Below are 17167 nucleotides of genomic sequence, written 5' to 3'. Positions count from 1 at the left end.
AGCGGAAGGTGGCGGCCGGCATCGAACCCGGTGTTTGCGGCCTATCCACCGAAGATGTGTTCGTCCGGACATCCGTACGTCATGTCCGGGTCATCCGGCTTCGAGCGTCATGTCGACCGTGCGCTCGGTCCCGTCCCGCTCGATGGTGAGCTTGACCACGGCACCGGGTGCCTTGGACCGGATCGCCACGATCAACTCGTTGGCGTCGTGCACCTTGCGGCCGTCGATCGCCTTGATCACGTCGCCCGGCTTGAGCCCCGCCCGCTCGGCCGGCCCGCCCGCCCGGATCGGCGGCGCGCCCTTGACGTCCTGCGGCGCGATCCGCGCGCCGTCACCCTGGTACGCGACGTCCAACGTGACACCGATCACCGGGTGCGTGGCCTTGCCGGTGTCGATCAACTGCTGCGCGACCCGACGCGCCTGGTTGATCGGGATGGCGAAGCCGAGACCGATGCTGCCCGCCTCCTGCTGGGCCCCGAACGGATTGCCCTGCCCGCCGCCGGCCGAGCGGATCGCCGAGTTGACCCCGATCACCGCGCCCGTCGCGTCGATCAGCGGACCACCCGAGTTGCCGGGGTTGATCGGCGCGTCGGTCTGCAACGCGCTGATGTAGGACACGTCGCTGCCCGAGCTGCCCGCGCTGACCGCGCGGTCCTTGGCGCTGATGATCCCGGAGGTGACGGTGCCCTCCAGGTTGAACGGCGCGCCGATGGCGATCACCGGGTCGCCGACCTGGACGCCGTCGGAGTTGCCCAGCGGCAGCGGGTGCAGCCCCTGGACACCGGACACCCGGATCACCGCGAGGTCGTAGCCGGTGTCCCGGCCGACCAGGGTCGCCGAGGTCTGCTGGCCGTCGTTGAACGTCACGGTGATCGTGCCGCCGGACGCGCCCGCCTCGACCACGTGGTTGTTGGTCAGGATGTCGCCGGCCGTGTCCAGCACGAAGCCGGTGCCGGTGGCCTCGCCGCGGCCGGTCTTGGTGTGGATGTACACCACTCCCGGCAGCGTGCTGCCCGCGAGTCCGGCGATGGTGTCCTTGCCTCGGGCCGGGCCGGTCGGGGGCGGGTCGCCGAGGCGGACCTTGGTGTCGTGGCGATCCGCGATCCAGGCGCCGATGCCGCCGCCGATCAGCCCGGCCACCAGCGCGAGGACCGCGGCCCACACGATCAGCCGGCGGCCGTAGCGCTTGCCGAGGTCCTCCGTGGGGCCGCCGGCGCCGGTCATGTCCCCGGGCACCGAATAGCCGTACGGGACGGCCTGATAGGGCGGGTAGGCCGCCTGCGGGGCGTACGAGGGGTACGGCCCGTAGGGCCCGTAGCCCGGATGTGCCGCAGCCGGGTGGGTGCCGTAGCCGCCGGTCTGCCCCGGCCACGGTCGAGTCGGCGCCCCGGCGGGCGGCGGCTGCGGGGGCGGCGCGAAGGGGTCGTAGGCCGGGTCGTCCGCGCTCGGGATCTCGGCGGTGCCGTGCACGACCGGCACCTCGGCGGTGACCGCCTCCCGGACATCCGGGACGGGCGGCCCGAACGCGGCCGGCTCGGTGTTGGGATCGGCGACCGGCTCGGCGACCGGCTCGGCCGGATCCGCCGGCGCGGAAGACCCGGCCGGGGCGTCGCCGGTCGCGGGCGGCCGGCCCTTGGCCAACGACGGGCGGGTCACGAACGCGGCGGGCTCTGCGTCGAGGCCACGCTCGACCGAAGGCCCGGGCGGGGTCTCGGCCGGGACCCCGGGAGTCCGGTCGGCCTCGGCGGATCGATCCGGCGCGGGCTCGTCCTCCCGCCGCGAGGGCGGTGTCCCGGTCGGGAAGGCCGCCGGCTCGGCGTCGTGATCGGGTCCCGGTCCGGCCGGCGCGTCGTCACCTCGCGGCGGCTCCGCTCCCCCGCGGCCGTATGCGTCACTCATCGTGTGCCTTCCTACCGCTCCCGGTGTGCCGAACACCTGCTGCATCCACGGCACGGCCACAGTCTTGCGCGTGCCGGTCGGTGTCGTCCCGGCGGCAGTGGATACCCGCCCCGCCGCGTCGCACGCGCGCCCCGCCGAAAGTACCGGCCCACCCGGTCCGCGGCGCCGAACCGGGCCGACGCCGCGTCGTTCCCGCCCGGCGCGGCGCACGCACGCGTGGCGAACGCGTGTCCGGCTCCCGGACACGCGTGACGCCCCGCCGGGCCGACGAGCCGGCCCGGCGCGAGCGAATTCAGCGCTCGGCGTCGACCGGCTGGATCGGGACCGTCAACCGCGTCCCGGCCAGCACCGGCGCGGGACGCCGCGACGACGAGCCCGCGGGCAGCGCGGTCGTGGTGGCGGCCTGCTCCACGAGATAACGCTCCACGGCCGGGGCCGCGGGGCGCCCCTCGGTGCCGCCGCTGGTCCCGCCCGGCACGAACGCGCTGCTGAGCGCGACGGCCATCATCGAGAACGCGCCCGCGGCGGCGAACGTCAACCGACGTCGGCTCACCGGCGGGCGCACCCGCTCGGGCATGTTGCCGGGCCGACCGGCACGTGGACCGGTCGAGCGCGAGCGCGCACGTGCCGACACCGCCGGTCGCCCGGCGGTCGGGAAGGTGAAGCGATCCCCCGACGCGGGCGGCGGAGGCGATTGTCGGTCGGGCTCGCCCATGGCCAACAGCCGTGCCATCAGATCGTCCGACGGACCGGGCTGTCGCACCCTGCCGAGCAGTTGTTTCACCTGGCGCTGCTCCTCGGCCTCCACGCGACAGTCCGCGCATTCGGCGAGGTGCGCCAGCACCTTCTCCCGGGCCTCATGGCCCAGCTCACCGTCCACATAGGCGGCGAGTTTGTCCTCGAGGTGGCTCATGTCCCCACCTCGCATGCCCCACGTCGGGTCGCGGCGCGTCCCATCCGTGTCGCACTCACTACCCCCCTGCCCAAGCGGTCGCCGGGCTCACTGGTCACGGTCCCTCATCTCCGCACCGTGGTCCGGACCTCCGCAGCCGTCTCCTGGCCTGCCTTGTTCCGGGGAGCACGATGCCGCAGCGCCGCACGGAGCTGGGACCGGCCGCGGTGAATGCGGCTGCGCACGGTCCCGAGTTTCACTCCGAGCGTGGTGGCGATCTCCTCGTACGACAGGCCCTCGATGTCACACAGCACGACCGCGGCGCGGAACTCCGGGGCGAGGGCGTCCAGCGCCTGCTGGACGTCCGCGTCCAGGTGGGCGTCGTCGTATGCCTGCGCGGGTGAGAGTTCACGACCGGCGAGGCGTTCGCCCGCGTCGTCGCCCAGACCCTCGAAGCGGATGCGCTGACGGCGCCGAACCATGTCGAGGAAAAGGTTCGTGGTGATGCGGTGCAGCCAACCCTCGAACGTGCCGGGCGTGTAGCTCGACAACGATCGGAACACTCGGACGAACACCTCTTGGGTGATGTCGTCCGCGTCGTGCGGGTTGCCGCTGAGGCGGTAGGCGAGCCGATAGACCCGAGCGGAGTGGGTTCGGACGATGTCCTCCCACGACGGCGGGACCCATTCGGCCTGGGCTGGGCTGCTGATTGCGTTTGCGGCTTCGGCCACGTGATCCGGCATCGGCGACGCGTCGCGGGTACAGGATTGTTCCCCGCGGTGGTCGACCACTGCCACACCTCCTCTTCCGAGTAGCGCAACCACCATAAGCGCCCTGCCTGTTAAGCCCGGATAAGGGCGCCGAGCCCACATCCGACCCACCTTCGGTGCCGCGAGACCACGAGCCTCGTGTTCACCTGTCTTCCGAGGGGGCCAACGAACCGCGCCCGGGCGCGGTTCCCCGATCCCGCACCGGTCGCCCGACGGATCTCGCCGCCGCCCCCGCGCGCAGTCGTGCGGCGCTCCCCGACCGGGCGGCCGAGCCCTCGGTAATACGCTTGCGCTCAGGTGGCCGCCTCGTCGGGACGCGTACGGGGGGCCGGGACAGAGGAGGAAGCCATTTCCGGCAATCGCCAGGCGAGCTGGGCGTTCGCGGAAGAGTACGTCGGCGAGGACGCCGTCCTCGCGGGCGCCCGCGCCCGCGCCCGGGAAGTCGGCGTGCTCCCGATAGGTCCCGGCGGCGGCGCCGCGCTGCGTTTCCTCGCGGCCGCGGTCGAGGCCAAGGCGGTCGCCGAGATCGGGACCGGGACCGGGGTCTCCGGGCTCTACCTGCTGCGCGGCATGCGCTCCGACGGCGTGCTCACCACGGTCGACGCCGACCCGGAGAACCAGCGCCTCGCCAAGGAGACCTTCACCGAGGCGGGCTTCCCCAGCGGACGCGCCCGCTTCATCCCCGGCCGCGCCCTGGAGGTGCTGCCCCGGCTCGCCGACGGCGGCTACGACCTGGTGTTCTGCGACGGCGACAAGATGGAGTACCTGGACTACCTGGCCGAGGCGCTGCGGCTGCTGCGGCCCGGCGGCGTGGTGTGCTTCGACAACGCGCTCCTGCGCGACCGGGTGGCCGATCCGGCGCACCGGGACGCGGAAACCGCCGCGGTGCGCGACGTACTGCGGGTGATCCGTGAGCACGAGTCGCTCGTGCCCGCCCTGCTCCCGGTCGGCGACGGCCTGCTGTGCGCGGCCCGCCGGAGTTGATCATCGCCGCCGGCGCATGCCGACGGCCCCGGTCCGGACATGAGTCTCCATGTCCGGACCGGGGCCGTCGCATCACGACTTTCGTCGAGGGCGTCGCCCCTGGGGGTCAGCCCACGGCGTTCTTCAGCGCCTCGCTCAGGGCACCGGCCTCATCGGCCGACAGCTCGACTACGAGCCGTCCACCGCCCTCAAGCGGAACGCGCATGACGATGCCCCGCCCTTCCTTGGTCACCTCGAGCGGGCCGTCGCCCGTCCGCGGCTTCATGGCCGCCATGCTCGTTCCCCTTCCTGCATATCGACGCACCGGTGCTCAAACCGGCCACCGGTCTTCGAGAGCATTGATCAGGGACCATTATCCCGCATCGAACGGTGGGGTGAGCAACATCGGGTCCCGTCGGCCTCTCGAACCACGTCCGTACAACGCTGAAATGAGATGGTCCGTCCCGGCTCCGCGCCGGCTCGATCCTGCCCCGGGGATGAGCTGACGGCCCGTCAGGGCCGGGCGTGGGCACGGTGCGACGGTCCGGCATGCTGTGCACATCCCACCTGCGGAGATGGATTCGATGCGGAGGCAGGCCATGGCCGACAAGACCGACAATGTGCTCTACGAACTCGCCGACGGGGTCGCGACCGTCACGCTGAACCGCCCGGACGCGATGAACTCGCTCGACGAGCCGACCAAGATCGCTTTGCGCGACGCGGTGCTCCGCGCGGCCGAGGACCCCGCCGTCCGGGCCGTGCTGCTGACCGGCAGCGGTCGGGCGTTTTGCGCCGGTCAGGACCTCAAGGCGCACATCCGGCAGTTGGAGACCGGCCCCGAGGCCACCTTCGCCACCGTGCGCGAGCACTACAACCCGTTGGTGACCGCGCTGGCGACGATGGCCAAGCCGGTGGTCGCGGCGGTCAACGGCGTCGCCGCGGGGGCCGGCGCGGCGATCGCGTGGGCGTGCGACTTCCGGATCATGGCGGACACGGCCGGGTTCAACACCGCGTTCGCCGGAGTCGCGCTGACCGCAGACTCCGGCGCGTCCTGGACGCTGCCGCGCCTGGTCGGCCAGGCCAGGGCGGTCGAGCTGCTGATGTTGCCGCGCACCGTCAAGGCCGCCGAGGCGCTCGAACTGGGCCTGGCCAACCAGGTGGTCCCGGCCGACGAGGTCGCCGGCGTGGCCCGCGAGCTGGCCCGCCGACTGGCCGACGGCCCGACCGTGGCACTGGCCGCGCTCAAGGAGTCGGTGGCCTTCGGCGCGTCCCACTCGCTGGTGGACACGCTCGCCAAGGAGGACGAGCTGCAACTGCGCGCGGGCGGCTCCGAGGACCACCGGATCGCGGTCGCGGCCTTCGTGGCCAAGGAGAAGCCGACCTTCGTCGGCCGCTGACCGCGGTGCCGGCACCGCGGACCGCCGCGCGGGCCTCCGGGTCGCGCACGACGGTCCGCGGTGTCGACGCGCGGACGGTCCCGACGCCGCGGCGGGCCGCCGTCAGCGGGACACGCAGCCCTCGAGGTGATCGTTGACCAGGCCGCAGGCCTGCATCAGCGCGTAGGCGGTGGTAGGGCCGACGAACCGGAAACCCTTGCGCTTGAGTTCCTTGGCCAGCGCGGTGGACTCGTCGGTGACCGCCGGTACGTCCGACAGGGCCGCGGGAGCCTTCCGGCGTCCGGAAGGTGCGAACGACCATACGAGAGCGTCCAGACCGCCCTGGAGGGCCTGCGCGGCGTGCGCGTTGGCGATCGCGGCGTCGATCTTGGCCCGATTGCGGATGATCCCCTCGTCGGCGAGCAGCCGGGCCCGATCCGCGTCGTCGAACCGCGCCACCCGGGCGATCGAGAAGTCCGCGAAGGCGGCCCGAAAGCCCGCCCGCCGACGCAGGATGGTCAGCCAGGACAACCCGGACTGGAACGCCTCCAGGCACAACCGCTCGTACAGCCGGTCCTCGCCGTGCACCGCGACGCCCCACTCGGTGTCGTGGTAGGCACGGTAGTCCTCGGGGCCGGTCGCGCCCCACGGGCAGCGGGGCAGCCCGTCCGGCCCCGCGATCGGACCGCCGACGACGGTCACGGCTTCGGGTCGCCCTTCGGCTCGGCGGCAGACTCGGCGTCGCCGCCCCGGTCGGCCGCAGCGTCCGCCTCGGCGTCCGGCTCGGCGCCCGGCTCGGTCGCCGCCGCGGCACTCGCCTCCGGGGCCCTGCCCGCGTCCGGCGTCTCGTCGGGAGTGTGGTCCCGCTGCTCGTCCGCGCTCTCCTCCCGTGTCCCGTCCGCGTCGTCGACGGCCACCGGCGCGGGCCGGGTCGGCGCCGCGTCGGCGACGACCTCGTCGGCCCGGTCCGGCTTCTCCAGGGACAGCGTGGTGCCCGACCCGCGCGAGGGCGGGGCGAGCCGGCCGGCGCCGACCGCGCTCGCGCCCGCGGCGGTCGCGCCCGGGACCGAGACGGCGAGCCCGGCCGGGGTGGTGCCGGTGATCTTGTACTCGAGTTCCAGGATGCGCGCGTCGCGCGCCGCGAGTTCGCCGGTGAGGCGGTCCAGGACCACGTCGACCTCGCTCATCCGGTAGCCGCGGAAGACCACCGGGAACCGGATGTGGTCGACGTCCGCGCTCGTGAGCGGGCGGTCGCCGGGCATCCGCAGCTCGGGCTGTTCGCGGTAGGCGTCGGGGAGGGAGCCACCCGCCCCGAGCACGACCGCGGCGATCACGAGGATCACCCCGGTCACCACGACAAGCTGGATCCAGAACACGGACGGCTCCCCTTCGACGGTGGTGCAGGTGCTGGGACGGGTGTCCGCTCCGGGCCGCTTCGGGAAGCCCCCGGGTCGTCGCACGGGACGATCGTGCCACGATCAGGGGGTCAGGTGGCACGTGCAGGGTGTGGGTAGCGGAGGTCGACGGGGTGACGACGCTGAGGCTGGGACGACGGGAGTTCGGCGGTGACGAGTTGGTGATCATGGCGATCATCAATCGGACGCCGGACTCGTTTTTCGACAAGGGCGCGACGTTCGACGATCGACCCGCCCTGGACGCGGTCGAACGCGCGGTCGCCGAGGGCGCGGGGATCGTGGACATCGGGGGTGTCAAGGCCGGTCCGGGGGCGGAGGTGGACGTCGCCGAGGAGATCCGCCGGACGGCGTCCTTCGTGGCCGAGGTCCGCCGCCGCCACCCCGACGTGGTGATCAGCGTCGACACGTGGCGACACGAGGTGGCCGAGGCGGTCTGCGACGCGGGCGCGGATCTGATGAACGACGCGTGGGGCGGGGTGGACCCCAAGCTGGCCGAGGTGGCCGCCAAGTACGACGTGGGCATCGTGTGCACGCACGCCGGTCGCGCGGAGCCCCGCACCCGGCCGCACCGGATCGGCTACGTGGACGTGATGGAGGACATCCTGGACGTCACGGTCGGCTTGGCCGAGCGCGCCGCGCGGCTCGGGGTGCGCCGGGACGCGATCCTGATCGACCCCGGGCACGACTTCGGCAAGAACACCCGGCACTCGCTGGAGGCGACCCGCCGACTCGGCGAGATGGTCGACACCGGCTGGCCGGTGCTGGTCTCGCTGTCCAACAAGGACTTCGTCGGCGAGACGCTGGACAAGGCGGTGAACGAGCGCCTGCTCGGCACGCTGGCCACCACCGCGGTGAGCGCGTGGCTGGGCGCCCGGGTGTACCGCGCGCACCAGGTGGCCGAGACCCGCCAGGTGCTGGACATGGTGTCCTCGATCCACGGCACCCGGCAGCCCGCGGTGGCCCGGCGCGGACTGGCCTGACCGCCCCCGGGGCCGCTCGCGCGGCCCCGGGGAACGCGTACGGCGCCCGCCCCCACCGAGACGGTGGGGGCGGGCGCCGACGTGGGTGGGCCGATCGCGGCGGACGGACCGCCGGGGCGGCGTCGCGCTCGAATCAGCAGCGCTTCCAGGGACCCGTGATCGCGTACATCGTGCCCGGGGTCTGCATGTTCGCGAACAGCGTGCGGCCGTCCTCGGAGAAGGTCGGGCCGGTCAGCTCGCTGCCGCCGGGGACGTCGTTGCGCGCGATCGGGTAGGTCTTGCCGTCCTCGGTCGCACCCAGCAGGTGCTGGACGCCCTCGCCGTCCTCGGCGATGATCACGCCGCCGTGCGGCGAGACGCTGATGTTGTCCGGACCGTCGTAGGGACCGTCCACGTCCGGCGTGGTGTTGACGCCGAAGCGCAGCTTCAGGACCAGCCGGCCCCGACGCGGGTCGTAGAACCAGATCTGGCCGTCGTGCGGCGTGCCCGGGCTCTCCGTGCGGGCGAAGCTGGTGACGACGTACGCGCCGCCGTCGCCCCACCAGATACCCTCGATCTTGCGACCGCGGGTGATGTCGGTGTTCTGGAACTGCTTGCGGATGGACACGGTGCGCGCGTCGCGCTCGGGCACAGTCACCCAGTCGACCGCGTACGTGGTGCCGATCTCGGTCGCGCGGGAGAGGTCGTCCACGTGCTTGCCGCTCGCGTCCACGCAGCGCATCGCCGCGAGGGTGCCCGCGTCGTCGGCCAGCTTGCGCAGCCGGCCGCGGCCGCCGTCCCAGTGGCGCGGGGGCTCCCAGCGGTAGAACAGCCCGTTCGGGTTGCCCGCGTCCTCGGTCAGGTACATGTGACCGCGGCGCGGGTCGACCGCGACGGCCTCGTGCGCGAACCGGCCGAGCGCCTTGATCGGCTTCGGGTCGCGGTTGGCGCGGCGGTCGTAGGGGTCGACCTCGAACACGTAGCCGTGGTCCTTGGTCGCGCTGCCCTGACCGGCGAGCTGCTCGGTCTCCTCGCAGGTCAGCCAGGTGTCCCAGGGGGTCACCCCGCCCGCGCAGTTGGTCGCGGTGCCGGCCACGCCGACGTACTCGCGTATGCGCCTGCCGTAACGGTTCACCTCGACCACGGTGCAGCCGCCCGCGAGCCCCTCGTCGTAGGTCAGGCCGGACAGGTGCGGAACCGGCAGCGGGGTGTCCTTGAACGAACCGCCGAGCTCGTGGTTGTTGACCAGGACCGTGCCGCCGCCGCGCAGCTTGAAGGCGCCCGTGCCGTCGTGGTTGCTCGGGGTGGCCTCGCCCGACTCCAGCTTGGTGACACCCGCCTCGGTGACGATCTGGTACGAGAAGCCCTTCGGAAGCGCCAGGCGCCCGGCGGGGTCGTCGATCAGCTCGCCGTAGCCGGGCTTGGCCGGCGGCCGGCCGTGACCGCCGCGGGACGAGGCCGAGGCGTTGGGGGCGAGCAACATGCCGGTGCTGCCGATGAGGGCGACACCGGCACCGGTGGTGGCGGTGCGACCGAGGAAACCCCTACGGGACAGCGACATCTGGTTTCTCCAGTGACAGGCGGGAAAAATCGGGACGCCCCCACGCTTTCGCCCGTCGGTGTCCCCCGGGTGAACGCGACGGGGCGCCCGAATGCCCGTCAGGTGGCAATTGCTCCGCCACCGGCGCGGCGTTCGGCGGCGGCCTTGTCCGCGCGCGACTCGGCCTCGATCTTCGAGCACTCCAGATCCGCGTCCCGGATGATCCGCACCGCCTCGTCCACGTCGTCGGTGATCCGGATCAGGTCCAGGTCGGCCGGCGACGCCTTGCCCTGCGCGATCACCACGTCGCGCACCCAGTCGATCAGCCCGGTCCAGTAGTCGCGCCCGATCAGCACCACCGGGAAGTGCGTGACCTTGCCGGTCTGGACCAGCGTGAGCGCCTCGAACAACTCGTCCAGCGTGCCGATTCCGCCGGGCAGCACGATGAAGCCCTGCGCGTACTTGACGAACATCGTCTTGCGCGCGAAGAAGTACCGGAACGTGATGCCCCGGTCCACGTACGGGTTGAGCCCGGACTCGAACGGGAGCTTGATGCCCACGCCCACGGATTGGCCGCCGGCGTCGCGGGCGCCCTTGTTCGCGGCCTCCATCGCGCCGGGACCACCGCCGGTGATCACCGCGTAGCCGGCCTCGGCCAGGGCCCGGCCGACCCGCTCGCCGATCCGGTACTCGGCCGAGCCCGGTTTGGTCCGGGCCGAGCCGAATACGCTGACCGCCCGGCCGAGATCGGCGAGCATGCCGAAGCCGTCGACGAACTCGGTCTGGATCCGCAGCACGCGCCACGCCTCGGTACCGAGGTGACCCATGCCGGGATGCTGTTCCTCCACCTCGCTGGGCGAGGCGAACTCGGGTGGCTCCTCCGACGGAGCGAATCGCGCATCCATCCGGCCACCCTGTCACGCCGGAGCGGCGGTTGATCGGATTTACCCGGTAACCGCCCCGCGCGGGCGGGCGGGGCGCCGCGTGCCGACCGCTACCCGAGCCAGCGCAACAACCGGCTCTCGCTGTCGCCGATCAGCGCGATCTCCACGTGCTCGTCCCGCTTGTGCGCGAGATTGGGGTCGCCGGGCCCGTAGTTGACCGCCGGGATGCCGAGCGCGGAGAAGCGCGCCACGTCGGTCCAGCCGAACTTGGCCCGCGGCGCGGTGCCGATCGCCGCCACGAACGCCGCCGCGGCCGGCCGATCCAGTCCCGGAAGCGCTCCCGCCGCCGAGTCGGTGAGCACCACGTCGAAGCCCGCGAACACCTCGCGCACGTGCTCCAACGCCTCCTCGACGCTGCGATTGGGCGCGAATCGGAAGTTGACCGTCACCGTGCACGCGTCGGGGATGACGTTCCCCGCGACGCCGCCCTCGATCGCGACCGCGCTGAGCCCCTCGCGGTATTCGAGCCCGTCGATCACGACCCTGGCCGCCTCGTAGCCCCGCAACCGGGTCAGGATCGGCGCCGCGGCGTGGATCGCGTTGTCGCCCAGCCACGAGCGGGCCGAGTGCGCCCGGGTGCCCAGCGTGGTGATCCGCACCCGCAACGTGCCCTGGCAGCCGCCCTCGACCGCGCCGCCGGTCGGCTCCATCAGCACCGCGAAGTCCGCCTCCAGCCACTTCGGGTGGGTGTTCGCCAGCCGCAGCAGACCGTTGCGGGCGGCGTCGACCTCCTCGCAGTCGTAGAACACGTAGGTGACGTCGCGATTGGGCTCGGGCAGATGCGCGGCGAGCCGCAGTTGCACCGCGACGCCGCTCTTCATGTCCGAGGTGCCGCAGCCGTACATCAGCGGACCCTCGATCCGCGACGGCAGGTTGTCCGCGATCGGGACCGTGTCCAGGTGGCCCGCGATCAGGATCCGCTCGGCCCGACCGAGGTCGGTGCGCGCGACCACCGAGTCGCCGTCGCGGTACACGGTCAGATGCGGACAGGCGCGCAGCGCCTCCTCCACCGCGTCGGCGAGCACACGCTCGTCGCCGCTGACGGAGGGGATGTCGACGAGTTGCGCGGTAAGCGACGCCGCGTCCTGGGACAGATCAAGCCTCACGGTCATACCGGCAGCCTATCCCTGCCCCGGGACACGACAACTGACGATGTGTCAAGTGAATCGGGGTTCGTCGCTCAACCGTTCTTGAGCCGGTCCACGCCCGCCGCCACCCGTTCGTCCGTCGCGGTGAACGCGGTCCGCACGTGCCGCCGGCCCAGCGGACCGTAGAAGTCGCCGGGGGCGACCAGGACGCCGCGCTCGGCGAACCACGCCACGGTGTCCCAGCAGTCCTCGTCGCGCGTGGCCCACAGGTACAGGCTCGCCTGGGAGTGCTCGATCCGGAAGCCGGCCGACTCCAGCGCGCCGCGCAGTGCCGTGCGCCGGGCCGCGTAGCGGGCCCGTTGCGCCGCGACGTGCTCGTCATCGGCGAACGCGACGGTCATCGCCGCCTGCACCGGGCCGGGCACGATGAGTCCGGAGTGCTTGCGCACCGCGAGCAGCTCGCGGATCACCGCGAGGTCGCCGGTGACGAAGCCCGCGCGGTAGCCGGCCAGGTTGCTGCGCTTGGACAGCGAGTGCACGGCGAGCAGCCCCTCGTGCGAGTCTCCGCACACGTCCGGGTGCAGCACCGACACCGCCTGGGCGTCCCAGCACAGCTCGATGTAGCACTCGTCGGAGACCACCAGGATCTCGTGCGCGCGGGCCCACTCGACGATGCGGCGCAGCTCGTCGACCGAGCGCACCGCGCCGTGCGGGTTGCCCGGCGAATTGAGCCAGATCATCCGCACGCCCGCCGGGTCCGGCAGCGTGCCGTCCACGACCGCGAGCGGCGTGGCGCCGGCCAGGCGCGCGCCCACGTCGTAGGTGGGGTAGGCCAGCGCCGGGTGCGCGACCGTGTCGCCCGGGCCGAGCCCGAGCTGGGCCGGCAGCGCCGCGACGAGTTCCTTGGTGCCGATCACCGGCAACACCGCGTCCGGGTTCGCGCCGGTGACGCCGAGCCGGCGGCGCAGCCACGCCGCGATCGACTCGCGCAGTTCGGGCTTCCCGAACACGGTCGGGTACCCGGGCGAGTCGGCGGCCGCGCGCAGCGCGTCGCGGATCAGCTCCGGGGTGGGGTCCACGGGCGTGCCCACCGAGAGGTCGACCACGCCGTCCGGGTGGGCCCGCGCCCGCCGGCCGAACGGTTCGAGGCGGTCCCAGGGGAAGACGGGGAGCAGGTCGGTGACACGACGCGCCTGCCGACCCCGCGCGGCGGCGGGGTCGGCGGGTGCTTCGGCACCGTTGTGCGAAGCGGTCACGTCGGCGCTACTCGCCGGTCGCCTGCGGCGGCAGCGCGGCGATCAGCGGGTGGTCCTTGGCGATCAGACCCATCTTCGACGCGCCACCCGGGGAACCGAGGTCGTCGAAGAACTCCACGTTCGCCTTGTAGTAGTCCTTCCACTGCTCCGGGGTGTCGTCCTCGTAGAAGATTGCCTCGACCGGGCAGACGGGCTCGCAGGCTCCACAGTCGACGCATTCGTCGGGGTGGATGTACAGCGCACGCTCACCCTCGTAGATGCAGTCGACGGGGCACTCCTCGATGCATGCCTTGTCCTTCAGGTCGACGCAGGGCTGCGCGATGACGTAGGTCACGTCGGGTTCCTCCTCATGCGGGCGGTACAGGGTGCGCGGGAGCGCGGCAACGTCGGTGCCCGCAACTAGTATCGCGGTGGGCCGGGGCCTACTCCTAGCAGGTGGCCCTTACCTGTGGGCCGGGAACATGTCAGCAGACGTGGGCGGACGAGGTCAGCCCGGATCGGGGAAGCCGGACAGGTGAAGAGGATCACACCACGGGATGTGGGCAGACGCGTGTCGGTGCGCCGCGAGCTGCCGCCGGAGGACTCCGGAGCGACCTACACAGACGTCGTGGGCGACCTCGTGGACTGGCGTGACGGTGTGCTGACAATCACCCGCAGGGACGGCAGTATCGCCCGGGTGGCCGAAGCGAGCATCGTGGCCGCCAAGGTGGTCCCGCCACCGGTCCGACGCCTGACCCCGGCCCGGTTGCAGGACGTGGCCAGCCGGTCCTGGCCCGCGCCGGAGATCGCCACCTACGGCGAGTGGCTGTTGCGCGCGGCCGAGGGATTCACCCGGCGGGCGAATTCGGTGCTGGTCCTGGGCGAGCCGGGCGTGCCGTTCGCGGAGGCACTCGATCGAGTGAATGCCTGGTACGCCGAGCGCGGGCTGCCGACGCTGTTCCAGGTCGCGCACGACGACCCGTTCGACCGCTTCCTGGACGCGGCCGGCTGGCCCGCGGAGGGCGACGCGCTGATGCGCACGGGGCGACTGGTGCGCGCGGCGGACGTACTGCGCGACGTGGACGCGAGCGCGGTCCGGGTGGAGAGCACCCTCACCGACGCGTGGCTCTCGCTCTACCACCACGTCGCGGGCCCGGGCGGCGGCGCCGAGCGGCACGTGCTGCAGGGGCCGCCGGGCACCCTGTTCGCGACCGTCTCGGATCCGGCCTCCGGCGAGCCGATCGCGATCGGACGCGTCTGCGTGCTCGGTCGGTACGCGGGCTTCGCCGCCCTGGAGGTGGACCCGGCCCACCGCCGTCGGGGCCACGCCCGGGCGATCGTGCGGGCGCTGACCGACCGGGCGCTGGCGAGCGGCGCGGTCACCGGCTGGCTCCAGGTGGAATCGGACAACCGGCCCGCGCGCGAGCTCTACGACGCGCTGGGCTTCACGGACCACCACGGCTACCACTACCGCCGGTCGCCGGTCGAGCGCCCGTGAGCGTGCCCGGCAACCCCCGCGACCGGTTCGCCTCGGTGGTCCGGGCGGACGAGGTGGATCTGGCCGAGGCCGCGCTGCTGATGGGCGTCGAGGTCGACCCGACCTTCGACCCGGCGGTGGGGATCGCCGAGTTGGATCGGCTCGCGGCGGCGGTGCGAACCGAGGCGGGATCCGCGTACGACCCGGCGCGGGCCGCCGCGGCGCTGGCCTCGGTGCTCGGCGGGCGGGCCCGCTTCTTCGGGCAGCAGTCCGACTACGCCGATCTGCGCTCGTCGCTGCTGCACGAAGTGCTGCGCCGCCGGCGCGGGCTGCCGATCCTGCTGTCGGTGGTGTGGATCGAGGTGGGCCGACGGGCCGGGCTGCCGGTGTACGGCGTCGCGTTGCCGGGACATTTCGTGGTCGGGATCGGGGACCCGGACGGCGGGTTCGAGTTGGCCGACCCGTTCCACGGCGGGGTGCCGCTGTCGGTGTCCCGGGCCCGGCGTCTGGCCGCGGAGGCGGGCGGCCAGGCGGGCGATCCGACGCTGCTGCAACCGGCCAGGCCGACCGCGATCCTGCTCCGCGTCCTGAACAACATCCGGGCCTGGGCCGCCCAACCCGAGCGCGGCATCGAGGGTGCCTGGACCCGGCTGTGGGCGGTCGAGCTGTCCCTGCTGCTGCCGCGTCATCCGGCGGCGCTGCGGCACGAGCGCGGCTCGCTGCTCGCGCGGACCGGCCAGTTCGCGGCGGGCGCCCGACAGTTGGAGGAGTACGCGGAACTGGTCGAGCGGATCGATCCGAAGGTCGCCGAGGGCGTGCTGGCCGAGGCCAAGGCCGCCCGAGCCCGACTGAACTGAGGCCTCGGAACCGGCGGCGTGGCGCGGCTCAGCCACCGCCGAACACGCGCAGGAACGCGTCGGCGTCCTGGGCGATCCCGCTGCACGTGGGGTCGGCGCCGGTCGCGTCCGCCGCGCCCTCGGGGCACGGCCGGTCGCGTGCGGCGGACCACCACGCGACCCGTCCCAGGTGCACGGACCGGGCGAACTCGGCGAAGGTGCGGGCGTCCTCCAGCGTGAACACCTCGCCCGCGACGTCGTTGCGGCCGATCATCACCGTCACGGACACCCGCCGCCAGGCCTGCTCCTCGGACAGGTTCGGCCACACCTCGCGGATCTGCCCCTGCACGGCGTGCGCGGCGTCGCTCGCGAACCGGCCCATCCGGCCCTCCGGCCGAGGTGCCACCGCCGCGCCGTAGTTGAGCGCCTTGGCGTTGACGTAGGAGACCTCGACCCGCTGCGCGGCGGCGTCCCGCAGCAGCGCCTTGGCCTCCTCGCCCAGGCCCTGGAGCGGGTCCACCGGCAGCGAGTACCCGATGTCCACGCTCTGTTCGTTCGCGCGGGCGCCCTCCTGGAGCAGGCGCAGCGCCGCGTTGCGCCGCTGCACCACGTCGGGGCGGACCAGCGAGCGGCCCTCGATGTCCAGGTCCATGCCGGTCGCCCCGGTCGCGGCCAGCACCTGCCGGTAGGCGGTGACCAGTTCCTCGGGCGTGCCGCAGGACGCCGCGAGGTCGGTGCCGCCGGCGCCGCCGAACGCGACCCGGATCGACCCGCCGGCGTCGCGCAGCGCGGCGATCCGACCGGTCGTCGCGGGATCGTCGAGCCGGGTCACCCCGCCCCACATCGGCCGGCAACCGCCGCCGTCCACGACGTAGGCCAGCGTGCGGTCGCGCACCGCGCCGGCCGCTCCCGCGTGGGTGGGGTCGAGCGGGCCCGGGAGCGTCATGTCCAGGTAGGGGGCGAGGTGTTCGACCGTGCCCGAGCGCGGGGTCGCGCCGCCGGCGGATCCGCTCGCGGGCGGCGGTTTCGAGCCGGTGGGCGGGCCGCCGGCGCGTGCGGTGCCGGTGGCGGTGGGACCGGTCGAGGCGGTGCGCCGGTCGGTGTCGAGGGGGCCGACCGGCGGGATCGGTCCGGCCGGCGTCGACCGTTCGCCCGAGGCGGTCGGACCGGCCCCGGTGCACGGCTTGTCGTTGATGGTGCAGGCGATCGGCCCGTCGGAGCGGGCCGGTTCGCTCGCGGTCGGCACTCCGGCGCCGTCCCGGCGGACCTCGAAGCCGACCACGATGCTCTCGCCCGGACGCAGTGCCTTGTTCCAATTCTCGTTGCGCACCGTGTACTTGCCGGTGGCCGGCTCCAGCCGGCCGTTCCACACGTTGGCGATCCGGGTGCCCGCCGGCAGGCCGAAGCGCAACGTCCAGCCCTTGACCGTGTCGGAGCCGGAGTTGCGCAGGACGTACTGCCCGCTGTACCCGGTGGGCCACGAGCCGGTGCGGACGTAGTCGGCGCTGAGCGCGTGGTCGGGGGTCGAGGAATCCCCGGACAGGGCGACGATCAACGCGGCGGGCAGTGCGGCGAGCGCGGCACTCGCGGCGAGCCAGCGGATCCGCTCCCGACGGGGACGACGGGAGCCCGGCTCGGGCCCGCTTGCCCGGTGCGACCCCATGCCCATTCCTCCGACATCCTCTCCGGCGGCACTCGGGCCGCCGGGCACGAGGACTCTACCGGCCTTCGGGCCCGCGTCCCATCGATCTCGTGCGCGTGATCCACAAGAAA

The 17167-nt window shown here is 73.2% G+C and carries 17 protein-coding genes; 5 read left to right on the top strand and 12 right to left on the bottom strand.

The window, feature by feature from the left end:
* Window positions 1–90 precede the first annotated feature (90 nt).
* From ACWCPW_RS23830 to sigE, 3 genes are all read right to left on the bottom strand, one after another.
* Window positions 91–1899, bottom strand: coding sequence for a trypsin-like peptidase domain-containing protein (locus ACWCPW_RS23830; protein ID WP_449763623.1), 1809 nt, complete (start codon window positions 1897–1899; stop codon window positions 91–93).
* Between the two features lie 292 nt (window positions 1900–2191).
* Complete coding sequence (locus ACWCPW_RS23825) at window positions 2192–2812, bottom strand: anti-sigma factor family protein (protein WP_449763622.1); 621 nt, start codon at window positions 2810–2812, stop codon at window positions 2192–2194.
* Between the two features lie 104 nt (window positions 2813–2916).
* Entirely contained in the window at window positions 2917–3534 is a 618-nt protein-coding gene (gene sigE, locus ACWCPW_RS23820) for an RNA polymerase sigma factor SigE (RefSeq protein WP_052174094.1), read from the bottom strand.
* 324 nt (window positions 3535–3858) lie between these two features.
* On the opposite strand from sigE, the gene ACWCPW_RS23815 reads away from it, so the two are divergent.
* Window positions 3859–4545 carry an O-methyltransferase gene (locus ACWCPW_RS23815; RefSeq protein ID WP_449763621.1) on the top strand — a complete coding sequence of 229 codons (687 nt, stop codon included), beginning with the start codon at window positions 3859–3861 and terminating at the stop codon, window positions 4543–4545.
* A 106-nt stretch (window positions 4546–4651) separates the two neighbouring features.
* Here ACWCPW_RS23815 and ACWCPW_RS23810 read toward each other — a convergent pair whose 3' ends face one another.
* Complete coding sequence (locus ACWCPW_RS23810; protein ID WP_078976897.1) at window positions 4652–4819, bottom strand: DUF3117 domain-containing protein; 168 nt, start codon at window positions 4817–4819, stop codon at window positions 4652–4654.
* Between the two features lie 304 nt (window positions 4820–5123).
* Between ACWCPW_RS23810 and ACWCPW_RS23805 the strand changes: the two genes are divergently transcribed.
* Window positions 5124–5921 (top strand): enoyl-CoA hydratase/isomerase family protein, encoded by a 798-nt coding sequence (locus ACWCPW_RS23805; protein WP_449763620.1) that lies wholly within the window; start codon window positions 5124–5126, stop codon window positions 5919–5921.
* 102 nt (window positions 5922–6023) lie between these two features.
* Here the strand turns inward: ACWCPW_RS23805 and ACWCPW_RS23800 are convergent, their stop codons facing one another.
* The gene (locus ACWCPW_RS23800; protein ID WP_449763619.1) at window positions 6024–6602 is read right to left on the bottom strand and encodes a DNA-3-methyladenine glycosylase I; all 579 of its coding nucleotides are present in this window, start codon (window positions 6600–6602) and stop codon (window positions 6024–6026) included.
* Window positions 6599–7360 carry a DivIVA domain-containing protein gene (locus ACWCPW_RS23795; RefSeq protein ID WP_449763618.1) on the bottom strand — a complete coding sequence of 254 codons (762 nt, stop codon included), beginning with the start codon at window positions 7358–7360 and terminating at the stop codon, window positions 6599–6601. The genes ACWCPW_RS23800 and ACWCPW_RS23795 overlap by 4 nt, the downstream gene beginning before the upstream one ends.
* Before the next feature lie 122 nt (window positions 7361–7482).
* Between ACWCPW_RS23795 and folP the strand changes: the two genes are divergently transcribed.
* Window positions 7483–8295 (top strand): dihydropteroate synthase, encoded by an 813-nt coding sequence (folP, locus tag ACWCPW_RS23790; protein ID WP_449763664.1) that lies wholly within the window; start codon window positions 7483–7485, stop codon window positions 8293–8295.
* Between the two features lie 133 nt (window positions 8296–8428).
* On the opposite strand, the gene ACWCPW_RS23785 is transcribed toward folP, so the two are convergent.
* The 5 genes from ACWCPW_RS23785 to fdxA all read right to left on the bottom strand — a co-directional run bounded on the left by ACWCPW_RS23785 (window position 8429) and on the right by fdxA (window position 13436).
* Entirely contained in the window at window positions 8429–9835 is a 1407-nt protein-coding gene (locus ACWCPW_RS23785; protein ID WP_449763617.1) for an alkaline phosphatase PhoX, read from the bottom strand.
* A 98-nt stretch (window positions 9836–9933) separates the two neighbouring features.
* On the bottom strand, window positions 9934–10719 hold the full coding sequence (locus tag ACWCPW_RS23780) for an LOG family protein (RefSeq protein WP_395870508.1): 786 nt from the start codon (window positions 10717–10719) through the stop codon (window positions 9934–9936).
* Between the two features lie 89 nt (window positions 10720–10808).
* The gene (gene dapE / locus ACWCPW_RS23775; RefSeq protein WP_449763616.1) at window positions 10809–11870 is read right to left on the bottom strand and encodes a succinyl-diaminopimelate desuccinylase; all 1062 of its coding nucleotides are present in this window, start codon (window positions 11868–11870) and stop codon (window positions 10809–10811) included.
* A gap of 68 nt (window positions 11871–11938) precedes the next feature.
* Window positions 11939–13021 (bottom strand): succinyldiaminopimelate transaminase, encoded by a 1083-nt coding sequence (dapC, locus tag ACWCPW_RS23770; RefSeq protein WP_449763663.1) that lies wholly within the window; start codon window positions 13019–13021, stop codon window positions 11939–11941.
* An 88-nt stretch (window positions 13022–13109) separates the two neighbouring features.
* Window positions 13110–13436: a ferredoxin gene (gene fdxA, locus ACWCPW_RS23765; protein ID WP_020556628.1), complete on the bottom strand. Its 327-nt coding sequence runs from the start codon at window positions 13434–13436 to the stop codon at window positions 13110–13112.
* A 204-nt stretch (window positions 13437–13640) separates the two neighbouring features.
* Between fdxA and ACWCPW_RS23760 the strand changes: the two genes are divergently transcribed.
* Window positions 13641–14579 (top strand): GNAT family N-acetyltransferase, encoded by a 939-nt coding sequence (locus ACWCPW_RS23760; RefSeq protein ID WP_449763615.1) that lies wholly within the window; start codon window positions 13641–13643, stop codon window positions 14577–14579.
* Window positions 14576–15415, top strand: a complete 840-nt coding sequence (locus ACWCPW_RS23755) for a SirB1 family protein (protein ID WP_449763614.1) — start codon at window positions 14576–14578, stop codon at window positions 15413–15415. The genes ACWCPW_RS23760 and ACWCPW_RS23755 overlap by 4 nt, the downstream gene beginning before the upstream one ends.
* A gap of 28 nt (window positions 15416–15443) precedes the next feature.
* Here ACWCPW_RS23755 and ACWCPW_RS23750 read toward each other — a convergent pair whose 3' ends face one another.
* Window positions 15444–17057 (bottom strand): cellulose binding domain-containing protein, encoded by a 1614-nt coding sequence (locus ACWCPW_RS23750; RefSeq protein WP_449763613.1) that lies wholly within the window; start codon window positions 17055–17057, stop codon window positions 15444–15446.
* Between the last annotated feature and the right edge of the window lie 110 nt (window positions 17058–17167).

The organism is Embleya sp. NPDC001921 (genome assembly GCF_053594475.1).
Note: the sequence above shows the minus strand (reverse complement) of the source record. Positions and strands in the feature narration are given on the sequence as shown.